The 15,500-nt window shown below is 71.9% G+C and carries 18 protein-coding genes; 7 read left to right on the plus strand and 11 right to left on the minus strand.

Features of this window, described 5'->3' with window-relative positions:
* Nucleotides 1–21 precede the first annotated feature (21 nt).
* Nucleotides 22–315, plus strand: coding sequence for a DUF2249 domain-containing protein (locus tag FHU40_RS08075; RefSeq protein ID WP_183591700.1), 294 nt, complete (start codon nucleotides 22–24; stop codon nucleotides 313–315).
* A 48-nt stretch (nucleotides 316–363) separates the two neighbouring features.
* On the opposite strand, the gene FHU40_RS29385 is transcribed toward FHU40_RS08075, so the two are convergent.
* The 4 genes from FHU40_RS29385 to mca form a co-directional block, all read right to left on the minus strand.
* Nucleotides 364–1,674, minus strand: coding sequence for a PAS domain S-box protein (locus FHU40_RS29385; protein WP_183591701.1), 1,311 nt, complete (start codon nucleotides 1,672–1,674; stop codon nucleotides 364–366).
* 52 nt (nucleotides 1,675–1,726) lie between these two features.
* Entirely contained in the window at nucleotides 1,727–2,533 is an 807-nt protein-coding gene (locus tag FHU40_RS08085; protein ID WP_183591702.1) for a sigma-70 family RNA polymerase sigma factor, read from the minus strand.
* Between the two features lie 74 nt (nucleotides 2,534–2,607).
* Entirely contained in the window at nucleotides 2,608–2,889 is a 282-nt protein-coding gene (locus FHU40_RS08090) for a hypothetical protein (protein ID WP_183591703.1), read from the minus strand.
* Between the two features lie 12 nt (nucleotides 2,890–2,901).
* Nucleotides 2,902–3,753 (minus strand): mycothiol conjugate amidase Mca, encoded by an 852-nt coding sequence (gene mca, locus FHU40_RS08095; protein WP_183592246.1) that lies wholly within the window; start codon nucleotides 3,751–3,753, stop codon nucleotides 2,902–2,904.
* A gap of 144 nt (nucleotides 3,754–3,897) precedes the next feature.
* Between mca and FHU40_RS08100 the strand changes: the two genes are divergently transcribed.
* The 3 genes from FHU40_RS08100 to FHU40_RS08110 all read left to right on the plus strand — a co-directional run bounded on the left by FHU40_RS08100 (nucleotide 3,898) and on the right by FHU40_RS08110 (nucleotide 6,446).
* Complete coding sequence (locus tag FHU40_RS08100; protein WP_183591704.1) at nucleotides 3,898–4,296, plus strand: DUF4307 domain-containing protein; 399 nt, start codon at nucleotides 3,898–3,900, stop codon at nucleotides 4,294–4,296.
* A gap of 224 nt (nucleotides 4,297–4,520) precedes the next feature.
* Entirely contained in the window at nucleotides 4,521–5,030 is a 510-nt protein-coding gene (greA, locus tag FHU40_RS08105) for a transcription elongation factor GreA (protein ID WP_183591705.1), read from the plus strand.
* A 174-nt stretch (nucleotides 5,031–5,204) separates the two neighbouring features.
* The gene (locus FHU40_RS08110; protein ID WP_183591706.1) at nucleotides 5,205–6,446 is read left to right on the plus strand and encodes a serine protease; all 1,242 of its coding nucleotides are present in this window, start codon (nucleotides 5,205–5,207) and stop codon (nucleotides 6,444–6,446) included.
* 57 nt (nucleotides 6,447–6,503) lie between these two features.
* Here FHU40_RS08110 and ilvA read toward each other — a convergent pair whose 3' ends face one another.
* The 5 genes from ilvA to FHU40_RS08135 are packed head-to-tail and all read right to left on the minus strand — an operon-like array spanning nucleotide 6,504 to nucleotide 10,885.
* Nucleotides 6,504–7,718 carry a threonine ammonia-lyase gene (gene ilvA / locus FHU40_RS08115; protein WP_183591707.1) on the minus strand — a complete coding sequence of 405 codons (1,215 nt, stop codon included), beginning with the start codon at nucleotides 7,716–7,718 and terminating at the stop codon, nucleotides 6,504–6,506.
* Nucleotides 7,711–9,081 (minus strand): AI-2E family transporter, encoded by a 1,371-nt coding sequence (locus FHU40_RS08120; protein ID WP_183591708.1) that lies wholly within the window; start codon nucleotides 9,079–9,081, stop codon nucleotides 7,711–7,713. Before FHU40_RS08120 ends, ilvA begins: the two co-directional genes overlap by 8 nt.
* Before the next feature lie 47 nt (nucleotides 9,082–9,128).
* On the minus strand, nucleotides 9,129–10,292 hold the full coding sequence (locus FHU40_RS08125; RefSeq protein ID WP_183591709.1) for a cystathionine gamma-synthase: 1,164 nt from the start codon (nucleotides 10,290–10,292) through the stop codon (nucleotides 9,129–9,131).
* Nucleotides 10,293–10,306: 14 nt separating this feature from the next.
* Nucleotides 10,307–10,675, minus strand: a complete 369-nt coding sequence (locus FHU40_RS08130) for a type II toxin-antitoxin system death-on-curing family toxin (RefSeq protein ID WP_183591710.1) — start codon at nucleotides 10,673–10,675, stop codon at nucleotides 10,307–10,309.
* A gap of 3 nt (nucleotides 10,676–10,678) precedes the next feature.
* Nucleotides 10,679–10,885, minus strand: a complete 207-nt coding sequence (locus FHU40_RS08135; protein WP_183591711.1) for a ribbon-helix-helix domain-containing protein — start codon at nucleotides 10,883–10,885, stop codon at nucleotides 10,679–10,681.
* 109 nt (nucleotides 10,886–10,994) lie between these two features.
* Here FHU40_RS08135 and msrA point away from each other — a divergent pair, with 109 nt between their 5' ends.
* A complete protein-coding gene (gene msrA / locus FHU40_RS08140; protein ID WP_183591712.1) occupies nucleotides 10,995–11,669 on the plus strand; it encodes a peptide-methionine (S)-S-oxide reductase MsrA in 675 nt (224 codons plus the stop codon).
* 90 nt (nucleotides 11,670–11,759) lie between these two features.
* Here the strand turns inward: msrA and FHU40_RS08145 are convergent, their stop codons facing one another.
* Nucleotides 11,760–12,932 carry a cytochrome P450 gene (locus tag FHU40_RS08145; RefSeq protein WP_183591713.1) on the minus strand — a complete coding sequence of 391 codons (1,173 nt, stop codon included), beginning with the start codon at nucleotides 12,930–12,932 and terminating at the stop codon, nucleotides 11,760–11,762.
* Between the two features lie 81 nt (nucleotides 12,933–13,013).
* Here FHU40_RS08145 and FHU40_RS08150 point away from each other — a divergent pair, with 81 nt between their 5' ends.
* Together FHU40_RS08150 and FHU40_RS08155 are read left to right on the plus strand one after the other, a co-directional pair.
* The gene (locus FHU40_RS08150) at nucleotides 13,014–13,664 is read left to right on the plus strand and encodes a TetR/AcrR family transcriptional regulator (RefSeq protein ID WP_183591714.1); all 651 of its coding nucleotides are present in this window, start codon (nucleotides 13,014–13,016) and stop codon (nucleotides 13,662–13,664) included.
* Between the two features lie 31 nt (nucleotides 13,665–13,695).
* Nucleotides 13,696–14,058 (plus strand): VOC family protein, encoded by a 363-nt coding sequence (locus FHU40_RS08155; protein WP_183591715.1) that lies wholly within the window; start codon nucleotides 13,696–13,698, stop codon nucleotides 14,056–14,058.
* 2 nt (nucleotides 14,059–14,060) lie between these two features.
* On the opposite strand, the gene FHU40_RS08160 is transcribed toward FHU40_RS08155, so the two are convergent.
* On the minus strand, nucleotides 14,061–15,431 hold the full coding sequence (locus FHU40_RS08160) for a TolB-like translocation protein (RefSeq protein WP_183591716.1): 1,371 nt from the start codon (nucleotides 15,429–15,431) through the stop codon (nucleotides 14,061–14,063).
* Between the last annotated feature and the right edge of the window lie 69 nt (nucleotides 15,432–15,500).

The following is a 15,500-nucleotide window of genomic DNA, read 5'->3' on the forward strand; positions in this document are numbered from 1 at the left end:
TTCGAGACGACGGGAGTCGACATGACGCTGGGAGAGGACCTCGGGCTGACCGAGGCCACGGGCGGGTGCGGCTGCGGCGAGCACTCCACCGACCTGCCGGAGCTGGACGCGCGGGTGATCCCGCACGCGATCCGGCACGCATCGATCAAGGGCGCCCTCGGCTCCCTGCAGCCGGGCGCCGGCATGGTGCTCGTGGCCTCGCACGACCCGGTGCCGCTGCTGCGGCAGGTGGAGGACGAGGCGCCCGGAGCGTTCGCCGTCGAGTACGTCGAGCGCGGACCCGTCGACTGGCGGCTGAGGTTCACCCGCCGCTGAGCGTGGTTCCCAGCTGAGCCCGGTCCCTCCTGACCGACGTACCCCCGGTCAGGAGGGGTCGCGCAGGGTCGCGACGAACACCCGGCGGCCGTCGGCGACCGAGAGCACCTCGACGAGCATCTCGAGGGTGATCTCGGTGCCGTCGGCGCGCACGAACGGCACCACGACCGGGGTGCCGATGAGCGGGTCGCGTCCGTGGGTCAGGTAGCGGGTGAACCCGGCCAGGTGGCCCTGGTGGAAGCGGACCGGGATCAGCGCCAGCAGTCGCCGGCCGACCAGGTCGTCGGGGCCGGCGTACCCGAGCAGTCCCAGCGCCGCGTCGCTGACGGCGATCACCCGGTCGGTGTCGTCGACCGCGACGACCGCGCGGACGGCCCGGTCGATCGGCGCGTGGTCCCAGTCGGCGGTGTCGACGCCCGAGCCCGGGGCGGGCAGCGACGCGGGCGAGGACCAGGGAACCGGTGCGGCGCCGGCGGTCTGGGACTCGACCTGCCCGCACAGCCAGCGACGCAGCGCGCGCAGCTCCGGCTGCATCGGGGCGGCCAGCAGCCGGTCGGTCTCGGCCATCGCGACCGCCGCGTCCAGCACCTGGTCCATGATCGCGAAGCTCGCCGCGGCGCCGGAGGGGAGGCGGAGCAGGCCCTCGGCGAGGGTCGCCGCCGGCTCGGCCACCGAGGTGAGCAGCCCCGCGACGTCGTCGAGCGTGTCCACCCCGCCCGGGAGCACCGGCGCCGGCACCTGCTCGTGCAGCAGCGCCAGCGCGGCACTGACGACCGCGTGCTCGGCGAGCGCCGCCGCCTCGTCGTCCTCGAGTCGGCTGAGCAGGTAGTCCCGCAGCAGCGTCTCGGCATGCTCGTGCCAGGCCAGGTGCATCAGGAGCGGCAGGTTGCGCAGCTCCACCGCCACGGACCCATCGACCTCGCGGTCCGCCTCCGGCCCGGGCGGGTCGGGGGCCCGGGCGGGTGCCGGCGGCACCGGATCGGCGGTGACGCGGGCCCACACGACCTTGCCGTCCGGCACCGGGCGCACGCCCCACGTCGCCGTGAGCTCGTGCACGAGACCGAGCCCACGTCCGGTGCCGGAGAGCGAGGCGAAGTCGCGCTCGGCCGGCATCGTCGAGGACCCGTCGGCGACCTCGATCAGCAGGCCGGTCTCGTCGACGTCCGCCGAGACCTCGATGACGGTGGCGGTGTGCAGCAGCGCGTTGGTGACGAGCTCGCTGACCACCAGCTCGGCGGCGTCGACGAGGTCGTCGGAGTCGGTGCGGAGCAGCAGCTCACGGACCAGCCGCCGCGCGGCGCCCGCACACTCGGGAACAGGGTCGAAACGCTGTCGCGCCACCGCCACGTGCCCACCCACGACCGCACCTTACCCAGGGTTCGGGTCACCTATCCCGCTTCGCACCGGAACCTCAGGCGACACCCGTCGACGCGGCTCCGCCCAGGCGCTCGCGCATCTCGGAGAGGATGCGGGAGAGCAGCCGCGAGACCTGCATCTGCGTGACGCCGAGCTCGGCGCCGATCTCGGCCTGCGTGCGGTCCTCCACGAAGCGCAGGTAGAGGATCAGCCGGTCCCGCGGCTTCAGGTCCTTGGTCAGGGTCCGCAGGATGGTCCGGGCCTCGGCGGCGTCCCACTCGTTGAACTGGTCCTCGTCGACGAGGAGCTCGCCCCGGGCCTCGGCATGGTCGGCCTGGCCGACCGGGGCGTCGAGGGACACCGGCGCGAAGCAGCCCTGCGCCTCCTCCGCCCGGGTGACGTCCTCGACGGAGATGCCGAGGCGGTCGGCGATCTGCTCCGGGGTCTCGCGCACCCCGCCGCTGCGCTTCGCGTCCTGGGCCAGCAGCGCCTGCACCTCCTGGACCCGGCGCGGTGGCCGCACCGCCCAGCCGTGGTCGCGGAAGTAGCGCTTGACCTCACCCGAGATCGTCGGCACGGCGTAGGTCAGGAAGTCCTCGGCCTTGTCGGGTTCGAAGCGGTTCGCGGCGCGCACCAGCGCGAGACACGCGACCTGCTCAAGGTCTTCGAGGGGGATGCCGCGGTTGCGGTAGCGCCGCGCGATCGAGCGCGCGACCTCGACGTTCGCGACGACCACCTCGTCGAGGAGCCGCTGCCGTTCGGCGCGGTCGGCGGTCTGTGCCTGCCCGAGCAACTGATTGGTCTGGTTCGATCGCGCCGTACGGTCGGGCGCCCGACGCGAGCCCTGCAGTGGAGCGCTCATGAAGAGGTGATGCCCGCAAGGACGGGCCCACCAAACACCGCACCCCTCACCCGGACGGGTGGTTTTCGCGCAGGTCAGGCGCCGTTCTGGGCGGTGTCGTCCTTGCGGTCGGGCTCCACCGTCGGCATCGGGGTCGGCTTCTTGTCCGACGGGTCGTAGAGTCCGGCCTCCTCGGCGGCCTCGGCCTTGCGCAGCTGCTTGACCAGGCTGAAGCCCAGGAAGGCGACCGCGAGGATCAGCCCGATGAAGATGGCGAAGGCCAGCCACCCGGCCTTGACGTCCTTGGCCTCCGGCACCTCGTCGACCAGAGCCACGACGTACGAGAGCACCTGCGGGACGGCGGTCAGCACCTGCATGGGTCCAGTCTCTCAGGAGGGGGTATCGATGCCGGCGAAGAGGTCGTCCTCGGGGGTCCGAGTGGTGACCCGGCTCTCCACCAGCTCGAAGTCCTCGGTCGGCCAGACCTCGACCTGGAGCTCGCGCGGGATCGCGAACCAGAAGCCGTCGGGGTCGATCTGCGTCGCGTGCGCGAGCAGCGCCTGGTCACGCACCCCGAAGTAGTCGGAGCAGGGCACCCGCGTGGTGATCCGCGCGTCCCACTCGGGCTCGGGCTTCCACTCCTGGAGGCGCTCGGCGTAGGGCGACTCGAGGCCGTGGGCACGCATCGCCTCGTCGATCGCCAGCATCCGCGGCCGGTTGAAGGAGTGGTGGTAGTAGAGCTTGAGCACCTGCCAGGGCTCGCCGAGTTCGGGGTAGCGCTCCGGATCGGCGGCCGCGGCGAACGCCTCGACGCTGATCTGGTGGCACTTGATGTGGTCGGGGTGCGGGTAGCCGCCGCGCTCGTCGTACGTCGTCATCACGTGCGGGCGGAACTCGCGGATCAGCCTCACCAGCGGCGCGGTCGCCTCCTCGAGCGGCACCAGCCCGAAGCAGCCCTCGGGCAGCGGCGGCTTGGGGTCGCCGTCGGGCCAACCGGAGTCGACGAAACCCAGCCAGTCCTGGCGGATCCCGAGGATGTCGCGGGCCCGCTCCATCTCCTGGCGCCGGATCTCGGTGATGTTCTCGAGGATGTCGGGCCGGTCCATCTTCGGGTTGAGGATCGACCCGCGCTCGCCGCCGGTGCAGGTGGCCACGTGCACGTCGACGCCCTGCGCGACGTACATGGCCGTGCTGGCCGCGCCCTTGCTCGACTCGTCGTCGGGGTGGGCGTGAACGTGCATGAGCCGATACCCCTCGCGGGGTCGGCTGGCGGGCGCGGAGGGGTGCTGGCTCACCGGGCAATGGTAGGGGGTGCCCCTCCGGCACCGGTCGTCGCGCAGCGGGCCGGTGCCGGAGCGTCACCCCCAGGATGGGACGATCTGGGGGTGAGCCAGACGACCGATCTCGCCGAACGCTACGGCGCGCCGTCGCCCCGGCGCCGCCAGGCGCTGATCGGCGTCTGCGTGGTCGTCGTCGCGGCGTTCGCGGGCTGGCTCGGCTGGGCCATCTGGGACCAGTCCACGCCGGAGGCGCGCTCGGATCTCGTGGGCTACCGCGTGGTCAACGAGCACCACGCGGTCGCGACCATCGAGGTGCGGCTCTCCGACGACGACGTCGAGGCCTCGTGCACGCTGCGCGCGTTCGCCGAGGACCACAACGTGGTCGGGGAGCTGGTGTTCACCCCCCAGCACGGGCGCAACGAGCAGGACGTCCGCACGGAGCGACGCGCGACCTCGGTCGAGCTGCTCGGCTGCACGACGGCGGAGCAGCGGCGACCGCGCTGACCGGTCGTCACCCCGACCGGGGACCGTCGGTTTCGACCTGCGTTCCCCGCGGCCGGTTGTTAGACTTGTCGTTCTGACGCTCCCGCAGGGCCGTCGACGAGCGGCCCGAGCGCAAATCGCACACGATCAGATCAGTGCGGCGCCGTTCGACGGCACTCAGGGCGGGACACCACCACCGGCGGAACCGATTTCCGCCGTACCTCGATGTAAGCAGGAGTTACCCGATGACGCAGGCAGCAGAGCAGGGCAAGGTCTGGCTGACCCAGGACGCCTTCGACAAGCTCAAGCAGGAGCTGGAGGACCTCAAGGGCCCCCGGCGCCAGGAGGTCATCGCCCGCATCAGTGCTGCCCGCGACGAGGGCGACCTCAAGGAGAACGGCGGTTACCACGCCGCCCGCGAGGAGCAGGGCAAGCTCGAGGGTCGGATCCGTCAGCTCGAGGACATGCTGCGCCGCGCCGAGGTCGGCGAGACCCCGCCCGACGACGGCGTCGTCGAGCCCGGCATGAAGGTCACCTACAAGTTCGTCGGCGATGACGACGACGAGACCGAGACGTTCCTGCTCGGCGCCCGCGAGATGGAGGACGTCTCGGACGGGCTCAAGGTCTACTCGCCGCAGTCCCCGCTCGGCACCGCGATCATCGGCGCCAACAAGGGCGACACCGTCTCCTACGAGGCACCCAACGGCAAGATGCTCCAGGTCGTCATCGTCGACGCGGTGCCGTTCACGAACTGAGCCCGCGCGGCCCAAACCCCTGGCCCAGGCCGGGCTCCGGCGCACGCTCGTGTGCCTGAGCTCGGTCTGGACCAGTTGCGCCCCAAATAGGGCATTTGCCCCGGAACCAGGGGCATCCGCGGTCGTCCCATCGTCTAGTGGTCTCGTCATGCCCCTGGGAAAGGACCACCGACGATGTCGTTGTCGTTGACGAGACCGCTGCGCCGCCTGCTGGCACCGATCCTGGCACTCGCCGTTGCCGGATCCCTGGTGGCCGCCGCTGCCCCCACGAGCGCCGCCGACGGCGGCACCAAGAGACCGGACATCGTCGGCGGCGGCACCTCGAGCACCGCCAAGTTCCCCTGGCAGGTGCGGCTGGAGATCCAGACCAACGAAGGAGTCGGGCTCTGCGGAGGTGCCATCGTCCACCCCCGGATCGTGCTCACCGCCGCGCACTGCCTGGTCAATAGTCAAGGTCAGCCGGCAGTTCAGGCGGCGCGCGCCTACTTCGGCCGGGACCAGGCGACGGCCGGCGGCGTCACCGCTGATGCGAGCTTCTATGACGTCGCGTCCGGCTACAACCACAACGCCACCGACAACGACTTCGGCCTGCTGTACTTCAGCAGCGCCATTCCAGCCGCTTATGCACCCATCAAGATCGCCGGGCCCACCGAAGGAGCCCTCTGGCGCGCTGGCCGTACTGCGACGGTGGCTGGATTCGGCAACGTCTCCGAAGGCGGCCAGACCAGCCCCACCCTGCAGGAGGTCGCGATGCCGATCCATGCAGACGCAACCTGTACGAGCGCCTATGGTTCACGCTTCTTCGCCTTCAGTATGTTGTGCGCTGGTGCAGTCGAGGGTGGCAAGAGCACGTGCCAGGGCGACAGCGGGGGGCCACTGGTCGTGCCCGGCGACAACGGCGTCTGGCGCATCGCCGGGATCGTGAGCTGGGCCGAGGGCTGCGCGCGCCCCAACCGACCTACCGTCTTCACCCGGATCGCCGACCCGGCGATGAGCGCTCGCGTGATGTCCCAGGTGCAGCAGTTCAAGACCGCTCAGCCGTCGCTCTTCCCCGGCCTGGAGTCCACCATCGACATCATCGGCTCCGGCGCGGTCCCGCTCGGGTGCAGCGCGGCGAACGGCGCGGCGGCGAGCGCCGCGAGCGCGGTCGCGTCCGCGCAGGCCGCGGCCACCCAGGCCGCCACGAAGCTGACGAAGGCCAAGAAGAAGCAGAAGAAGGCGACCGCCACGCTGAAGAAGCTGAAGAAGAAGCACGCCGCCAAGAACAAGATCAAGAAGGCCACCGAGGCGAAGAAGAAGGCCAAGAAGAAGGCCAAGAAGGCGCAGGGCGCGGCGACCAGCGCCCAGAGCAACCTGTCCTCGGCCCAGGCGGCCAGCGCCAACGCGGCGGCGGCCGCGACCGGCGCCTGCTCCTAGCACGACGAGTCGGCGCAAAGTGACCCACCTCAGCGGGCGACTTTGCGCCGACTCGGCCTACTCGTAGACCCGGTAGCCGTGCTCGCGCAGGCGGCTGAGCAGCTGCTCGGTGTGCGGGGTGCCGCGGGTCTCGAGCTGGAGGTGCACCTCGACCTCGTCGACGTGGAGCGTGGGCGAGATCCGCTCGTGGGCGACCTCGAGCACGTTCGCACCGACCGCGCTGACCTCGCCCAGGAGCTGCGCCAGGCCGCCGGGCACGTCGGGGATGAGCACCCGCAGGTTCAGGTAGCGCCCGGCGGCGGCCATGCCGTGCCGGATCACCTTGCCGAGCAGCAGCGGGTCGATGTTGCCGCCGGAGAGGACCGCCACGGCGGGCGTCGCGAACGCGGTCGGGTGCTCCAGCAGGGCCGCCACGGCGGCGGCTCCGGCCGGCTCGACGACCAGCTTCGCCCGCTCGAGCGTGGCCAGGACGGCGCGCGCCAGCGCGTCCTCGCTCACCGTGAGGATCTCGTCGACGTGGTCGCGCACTGCCGCGAACGTGATGTCCCCCGGCCGGCCGACCGCGATGCCGTCGGCCATCGTCTTCATCGACTCCAGCGCCACCGGCGCGCCGTGGGCCAGCGAGCCGGGGTACGCCGCGGCGCCCTCCGCCTGCACGCCCACGACCCGCACCTCGGGCCTGAGCGCCTTCACCGCGAGCGCGATGCCGGCCAGCAGTCCCCCGCCACCGGTGGGCACCAGCACCGTCTCGACGTCCGGCGTCTGCTCGAGGATCTCCAGGCCGGCGGTGCCCTGGCCGGCGACGATGTCGACGTGGTCGAAGGGGTGGATCAGCACCGCCCCGGTGCGCTGGGCGAAGGCCTGCGCCTCGACCAGCGCGTCCTCCAGGTAGCGGCCGTGGAAGACGACCTCCGCGCCGTACCCCCGGGTCGCCTTCTCCTTGGGGATCGGCGCCCCCTCGGGCATGAAGACCGTGGCCTTGATGCCCAGCAGCTGCGCGGCGAGCGCGACGCCCTGGGCGTGGTTGCCGGCTGACGCGGCGACGACGCCGTGCGCCCGCTCCTCGGCCGAGAGCCGCGAGATGCGCAGGTAGGCGCCGCGGGTCTTGAACGAGCCGGTGCGCTGGAGGTTCTCGCACTTCAGTGAGACCGGGCCGCCCGCCAGCGCCGAGAGCCAGCGGGACTCCTCCATCGGCGTCTCGATCGCGACGCCGCGCAGCACCTCGCGGGCCGCGCGGATGTCGGCCAGGCCGACGGTCGGCACCTCAGTCATCGTGCGTCTCCTCGCCGGGCGCCGCGGACGTCGCCCCCATCTCCTCGTAGTCCTCCGCCAGCTCCTCGACCGGATCGTCGCCGACCGAGGTGTTGGAGGCCAGGTGCTGGATCACGGCGTTGAGCGCCGCGGCCAGGGGTACGGCGACCAGCGCGCCCGCGATCCCGGCGACCAGCACACCACAGGCGATCGCGACGATCACGCCAAGGGGGTGCAGCGACACCCAGCGGCCCATCAGGAAGGGCTGCAGGACGTGGCCCTCGAGCTGCTGGACCCCGATCACGACCCCGAGCATGATCAGCGCGGTGATCGGGCCCTGGTCGACCAGCGCCACCAGCACCGCGACCGTGCCGGCGATCGTGGCACCGATCATCGGCACGAAGGCGCCGAGGAAGACGAGCACGCCGATGGCCAGCACGAACGGCACCTGCAGGATCGCCGCGCCGATCATGATGCCGATGGAGTCGACCGCGGCGACGATCACGGTCGCGCGCACGAACTGGGTCAGCGAGATCCAGGCGACCCGGCCGGAGCCGTCGGTGTGCTCCCGGGCCGCGCGCGGGGCGAGCCGGACCACCCAGCTCCAGATCCGCGCGCCGTCGGCGAGGAAGAAGTACGTCGAGAACAGCACGATGAAGAAGCCCGCGACCACGTGGCCCAGCGCGGCGCCGACCTCCGTCACCTGCCCGACGACGTCCTCGCCCTGGGCGTAGCCGCGCAGCCCGTCCTGCGCCCGGTCGATGTACTCGTTGATCTGGGAGTCGCTGGCCTGGAGCGGACCGGTCTTGAGCCAGCTCTTGATCTCGTCGAGGCCCTTGACCGCCTGCCCGGCGAGGTCGGTGGCGCCGTTGGCCACCTGCTGCCCGGCGAACGTGAGCAGCGCGACCACGAAGCCGATGCCCGCGATCACCACGAGCAGCGCCGCCAACCCCCGCGGGAAGCCGATCCGATCGAGACCGTCGACGACCGGGATCGCCAGTGCCGTGATCAGCAGGGCGATCGCGAGCGGCACCGTCACGACGGCGAAGAACGCGACCAGCCAGAGCAGCAGGTAGCCCGCGCCCGCGATGACCAGGAACCGCCAGGCCCAGGCGGCCGTGAGGTCGAGGCCCCAGGGCACCTGCGCGCGGCTGAAGTTCGACCTGCCGCCGGTCACGGTGACGGGGACGGGCTGGGCCCGGCGCTCGTCGCGCAGCTGCGCCCACTGGTGGGCCAGGCGCGCGGCGATCCCCTCCTCGCCCTCCTGCTGATCGTCGTCGGGCCGCTGCCGCAGATGGATGAGCGGCAGGCGACGCCGACCCGGGTCCCCCTCCTCCGGTCCGGGGGTGGGGACGTCGTCGGGCCCGTCAGCGTCATTGCTCACGGCGACAACTTATCCCCGAGCCCTCCGCGGTCGGCGTCTCTCGACGGTCAGCCGAGGGCGCGTTCCAGGTCGGCCACCAGGTCGTCGGCGGTCTCGATGCCGACGCTGAGCCGCACCAGGTCGGCCGGCACCTCGAGCTCGGTGCCCGCCACGCTGGCATGGGTCATCCGGCCGGGGTGCTCGATGAGCGACTCGACGCCGCCCAGCGACTCCCCGAGCGTGAACACCTCGGTGCGCTCGCAGACCTGGAGGGCGTGCTGCTCGCCGCCGGTGACGCGGAAGGACACCATTCCGCCGTACCGCCGCATCTGCCGCTGGGCGACCTCGTGCCCGGGGTGGGTCTCGAGTCCGGGGTAGATCACGTCGCCGACCTTCGGGTGGCTGGTCAGGAAGTCGACCACCCGCTCGGCGTTGTCGCAGTGGCGCTCCATCCGCAGCGCGAGCGTCTTGAGGCCGCGCAGGGTGAGCCAGGAGTCGAACGGGCCGGCGACGGCGCCGATGGCGTTCTGGTGGAACTCGACCTGCTCGGCGAGGTCGAGGTCCCTCACGACGAGCGCGCCGCCGACCACGTCGGAGTGGCCGCCGCAGTACTTGGTCGTCGAGTGCACGACGACGTCGGCGCCGAGCGTGAGCGGCTGCTGGAGGTACGGCGAGGCGAAGGTGTTGTCGACGACCAGCAGCGCCCCGGCGTCGTGGGCGACGGCGGCGAGCGCCGCGATGTCGCCGATGTTGAGCAGCGGGTTGGTCGGCGTCTCGATCCAGACCAGCTTGGTCTCGCCGGGCTGGATCGCCCGCGCGACCGCGTCGGGGTCGGAGACCGGCGCCGGGCTGTGGTCGAGACCCCAGGCCTTCTCGACCTTGTCGAAGAGCCGGAAGGTGCCGCCGTAGGCGTCGTCGGGGATCACGACGTGGTCGCCGGGACGGCAGGTGGCCCGCACCAGGGTGTCCTCGGCGGCCAAGCCGGACGCGAACGCGAACCCGCGCTCCCCCTCCTCCAGCGCCGCGATGTTGCCCTCCAGGGCGGTGCGGGTCGGGTTGGCGGAGCGGCTGTACTCGTAGCCCCCGCGCAGGCCGCCGACGCCGTCCTGCTTGTAGGTGCTGGTCGCGTAGATCGGCGGGATCACCGCGCCGGTGGTCGGGTCGGGCTCGTAGCCCGCGTGGATCGCCCGTGTCTCGAAGCCGGCCTTGTGTCGGTGCTGCTGCTCACTCATGACTGGGAGGCTACTCAGCGCTCGACCAGCGCCGCAGCCAGCACCCGAGCGATGTCCTCGACGTCGGCGGAGCCTTCGGCGACGCTCATCACCAGATCGAAGGCCTCGTCGTCGGTGAGGTCGACGCGGTAGCCGTTGACGTCGAGCAGAGTCGCGGTGCCGAACCAGGCCAGTCTCTTGTTGCCGTCGACGAGCGCATGATTGCGGCAGATCGAGTGCAGGAGCGAGGCCGCCTTGAGCTCGATCGACGGATACGCGTCGTCACCGAACAGGCTGGTCCGCGGTCGCGCCACTGCCGACTCCAGGAGGCCCACGTCGCGCACCGGCCCGGCACCGAGCTCCCTGGTCAACCACAGCAGATCCTCCAAGTCGAGGTACTCCACGACCTAGGCCTTGCCGAGTCGGTCCAGCACCGGCCCCCACTCCTCCATCACCCGCTTGGCGCTCTCACTCACCCGCTCGCGGTGAGCACTCCGGTCACGCCGCTCCAGCACCGCGCGCCGAATCACCTCCTGCTTCGAGACCCCCTCCTGCTGCGCGAGCTCGGTCAGCGCCCGATCGAGCTCCTCGTCAGTGCGTACCGTCATGGCCATACCCCGATGGTATCGATCTGGTACCACGCAGCCAATCAGGTCGGGAACGGACCCGCCACCTCGATTGTTGGACACTGTGGACGAATCCCCCGACCGAGAAGGAGTGCCTGTGTTCCTCACACGCAAGGCCGAGATGGTCGCCCCCGAGCAGACGCTCGCGGGCCGCACCGAGCGGACGTTCCCGATCGCCGAGCGGCACCGGGTCCTGGACGCGCCGGTGGTCACCGACCCCGAGACCGGCGGGATCCCGGACGGCTACCAGGTGGCGCTCTTCGGCCTCGGCTGCTTCTGGGGCGCCGAGGAGATCTACTGGCAGATCCCCGGGGTCTGGTCGACCTCGGTCGGGTACGCCGGCGGCACGACGCCGCACCCGACGTACGACGAGGTCTGCACCGGGCGCACCAACCACACCGAGGCCGTGCGGATCGTGTTCGACCCGGCCACGGTCTCGTACGCCGACCTGGTCAAGACCTTCTTCGAGATCCACGACCCGACCCAGGGCTACCGCCAGGGCAACGACGTCGGCACCCAGTACCGCTCGGCGATCTACTGGACGACACCCGAACAGGAGCGGATCGCCCGCGAGCTGACCGCCGCGTACGGCGCCGAGCTCGCCCGCCGGCGCCTCGGCGACATCACCACCGAGATCCGGCCCGCCGCTCCCCTCGACGACGGAGCGCCGTACTACTACGCCGAGGACGTGCACCAGCAGTACCTCGCCAAGAACCCCCACGGCTACCGGTGCCACGCCAACACCGGCGTGAAGTTCCCCGAGACCGCCTGAGCCTCGAGGCTGAGCGCGCGACTGGCGCCATCCCGCCCCCTGACAGGATGACGCCAGCCCCCGCACGACTCCCGAGCGTCGCCTCGCGCGTCACCGAACCGGCAGTGACGCGAACCCCCTGACGGGTCCCGAGCTGAGTCGTTCGGCACCGGCCAGGTCCGCCTCCCAGCGGAAGCTCCGGTCGCCGAGGAGCGTCTGTAGCGCGATCCGGGTCTCCAGGCGGGCCAGGGCCGCCCCGAGACAGAAGTGGATGCCGCGGCCGAACGCGATGTGCTCGGGGCGACGGTCGATGTCGAAGACCTCCGCGTCGGCGAAGACCCGCTCGTCGCGGTTCGCCGCGCCGAACAGCAGCAGCACCGTGTCGCCGGGCCGCATCCACTGCCCGTGCAGCTCGACCGGCCTGGTCACCGTGCGCGAGAGGCCCTGGACCGGCGAGTCGTAGCGGAGCAGCTCCTCGACCGCGCCCGGCACGAGGCCCGGGTCGTCCGCGAGCCGCTCGCGGCTCTCGGGGTGTGCGGCGAGCAGCACGACGCCGTTGGAGAGCAGGTTGGTGGTCGTCTCGTGCCCGGCCACGAGCAGCAGCAGGCAGAAGCCGAGGAGCTCCTCCTCGCTCAGGTACTGGCCCTCGACCTCCGCCTGGACGAGCGCCGTCATGAGGTCGTCCTCCGGGTAGGCCCGGCGTTCGGCGAGGAAGGAGGCGAAGTAGTCGTAGAGCGCGGTGGCCACCTCCACGCCCAGCTGGCCTCGACTGGGATTGGACTGGACGAAGGTGGTGGACCAGGCTCGGAACCGGTCCCGGTCCTCCCGCGGGACGCCGAGCAGGTCGGCGATGACGATCGCCGGGAGCGGCCCGGAGAACGCCGAGACGAAGTCCCAGTCATCCTCCAGGGGGACCTGGAAGAGAAGGTCGGCGGCGATGCCCTCGATCGTCGTCTCGAGCGCCGCGATGCGACGCGGCGTGAAGGCCCGGCTGACGATCTGCCGCAGCTGGGTGTGCCGGGGCGGGTCGCTCATCACCAGCATGGGCAGGAGTATCGCGGTCATGTCCACGTCGGCCGGGGTCGGGAAGATGCCCGACGCGGAGGAGTACGTGATCGGGTCGGTGAGCACCGCGGCCACGTCGTGGTAGCGACTGAGTACCCAGCAGCCCGCCGCCGGGGACCAGTACAGGGGCGCACGATCGCGAAGCTCGCGGTAGGTGGCGTACGGGTCCGCGATCACCTCCGGATCGAACGGGTCGTACCTCAGCTCGTGGTCGGACATCGGCGGCTCCCTTCGGGCCGGAGGTCGTACCGAGCATTTGGAGTGCTCGTTTGTACTAGCAGTACAACATACGATGTGGCCATGCGGAAGCTTCCGGCCAAACTGGCCAGCCAGCTGTACGACGCGGCCGAGCTGATCGCCGAACGGGGCCTGGACGGCACCAAGATCGATGACATCGCCGAGGTCACGGGCATCCCCAAGGCGACGATCTACTACCACCTGGACGGCAAGAACGGCGTCCTGGAGTTCCTCCTGGGCGACCTGCTCGACCTGATCGCCGGCGCCGTCGGGGTGGCCGTGAGCGGACCCGAGGACGCCCGGACCCGGCTCGAGGCCGCGATCGTGGCGCAGCTCGGCGTGATGCTCGAGCACCCGTTCCTGTGCCGCGCCCTGGTGGGCGACCTGGGCCGCGCGACCCGGCTGCCCGAGCTCGCGGTCGCGATCCACAGCACCTTCTACGAGCCGATCGAGCGGCTGCTCGCCGAGGGGGTGGCCGACGGGTCCCTGCGCCGGGTCGCCGATCCGGCCACCGTCGCCATGAGCGTCTTCGGCGCCATCACCATCGCCGGCCTCAGCGTCGCCGTCGAGGGGCCGTGCGAGAGGCCGGTCGAGGAGGCCACGCGCCTGGCCGCCGCGATCGGCGAGCTGATCCTCAGCGGCCTCGCGACCCACCCCGCCGCCCCCGCCGCCCCCGACGGCCCCGACGGCCCCGACGGCCCCGAGAACGGCTGAGGTCCGCGCGGGCGGGGTCTACCGTCGACGGATGGCCATCGCTCGCTTCCCGACCTTCGTCTACGACTGCCCCGACGCCGGCCGACTGGCCCGCTTCTACGCCACACTGCTCAGCTGGGACGTGCAGGAGGACCCCGGCGGCTGGATCGACATCAGGCCCGCCGACGGCGGCTCGTGCATCTCCTTCCAACAGGTCGAGGGCTACCGGGCGCCCGAGTGGCCCGGCCAGGAGCGGCCCCAGCAGCTCCATCTCGACGTGGTGGTGCCCGACCTCGACGCGGCCGAGGCCGAGGTGCTGGAGCTCGGGGCGACCCGGGCCGCGCACCAGCCGGGCACGACGTTCCGGGTCTTCCTCGACCCCGCCGGGCACCCGTTCTGCCTGTGCACCCAGTGACGTCAGCGGCGCACCTTCGCGGTGGCCTTGCTGGTCACGACCTTCGTCGGCAGCTGCGGTGCCGTCGCCGTCACCCGCACCGAGATCCGGCGCCCACGGTCGGCGGCCTTGAGCCGATACCGCTTCGCGGCCCCCGCTCCGCCGGCGACCGGCTTGCCGTTGCGCATCCACCGGAACGAGACCTTCGCCGGCTGCGGGGCGAGCCGCGGCGCCACGGCACGGAGCACCCTGCCCACCTTCGCGACCCCGCGGACCTGCGGTCCCTTCACCACCGAGAACGCCGCCGGACCGGGCTGCGGCCCCGGGGTGGGGTTCGGACCCGGCTGCGGGCCCGGCTGGGGACCCGGCTGCGGCCCCGGCTGCGGACCCGGGAGGGGCGCGGGCCCCCGCGCCGGGTCGAACGGCGTGGCGGACCAGTCCGGCGCCTGGGCGTTCGGGATCAGCAGGCTCGGCGCGGGGCAGCCGGTGCTCACGTCCGCACCGGCCGCCCAGACGCCACCACCCTGCTGCCAGGCGACGGTCGTGCTGTCCGGGGAGAACGTCGGGCTCGCCTGGCCCGCGGCCGCGGCGGTCTGGCAGGCCAGCACCGGCGCGAGCGGCGCCGGCCCGGAGCGGGCGTTGCCGCGAACGCCGTACCGCGCGATCCGGGTCGACGTCCCGGATCCGCGCACGCCGGCGAGCCAGCGGCCGTCCGGCGAGAGCTCCACGTCGTCGAGGTCGGTGGCCTCGCTCCAGTGCACGGTCTCGATGTCCATGAACCACGAGCGCGGCGCCAGGTGGAGGTCCTTGAACATCGCCAGGTCGTCGTCCAGGTTCATCTGGATCGTCCGGCTGTCGCCCACCCACGACGGCGACCAGAGGTAGGTCTGGCCGTAGGTCATCGGCAGGTCCATCGTGTCGGTGCCGGTGATCGCGGTGACGGCGTGGTCGCGGCACTGCTCGCCGGGAACACAGCCCCAGACGCTGATCGTGTAGGCCACCAGCAGGCCGTCCGGCGAGATCGCGGCCTGCCGGATCGGCCCGTCGATCTCCCGGTTGAGAGCGGGGCTCATCAGGCCCGGCGGGTCCAGCCGGTTGCGCACGCTGCCGTTCTGGCCCAGGAAGACGATCTCGCTCCCGTGGCCCGCGGCGATCGTGCCGTCGTCGGACTGCGTGGGCGAGACGTACGGCGAGGCCGCCGTCCCGTCCTGGGTCACCTGGTGCACCGACGTGCCGTCGCCGCTCGCCACCCAGACGTTGTGGCCCCGGACGAAGACGATCGATCCGGCCGCCGCGAGTGTCTCCGTCGGCTCGGCGACGGCACCGGCGGTCGGCACCAGCAGGGCCGTGGCGGTCAGGACGGCCGGGACGACCCGGCGGATGTGGCGGCGCATGCTCCCCCTCGAGACGGACGACCTCCCACCGAACCCCGGCCACGGCCCGGCCCGGCAGGGGCACGTGTC

This window comes from Nocardioides soli (genome assembly GCF_014191495.1).
GTDB classification, from domain to species: Bacteria; Actinomycetota; Actinomycetes; order Propionibacteriales; family Nocardioidaceae; genus Nocardioides; species Nocardioides soli.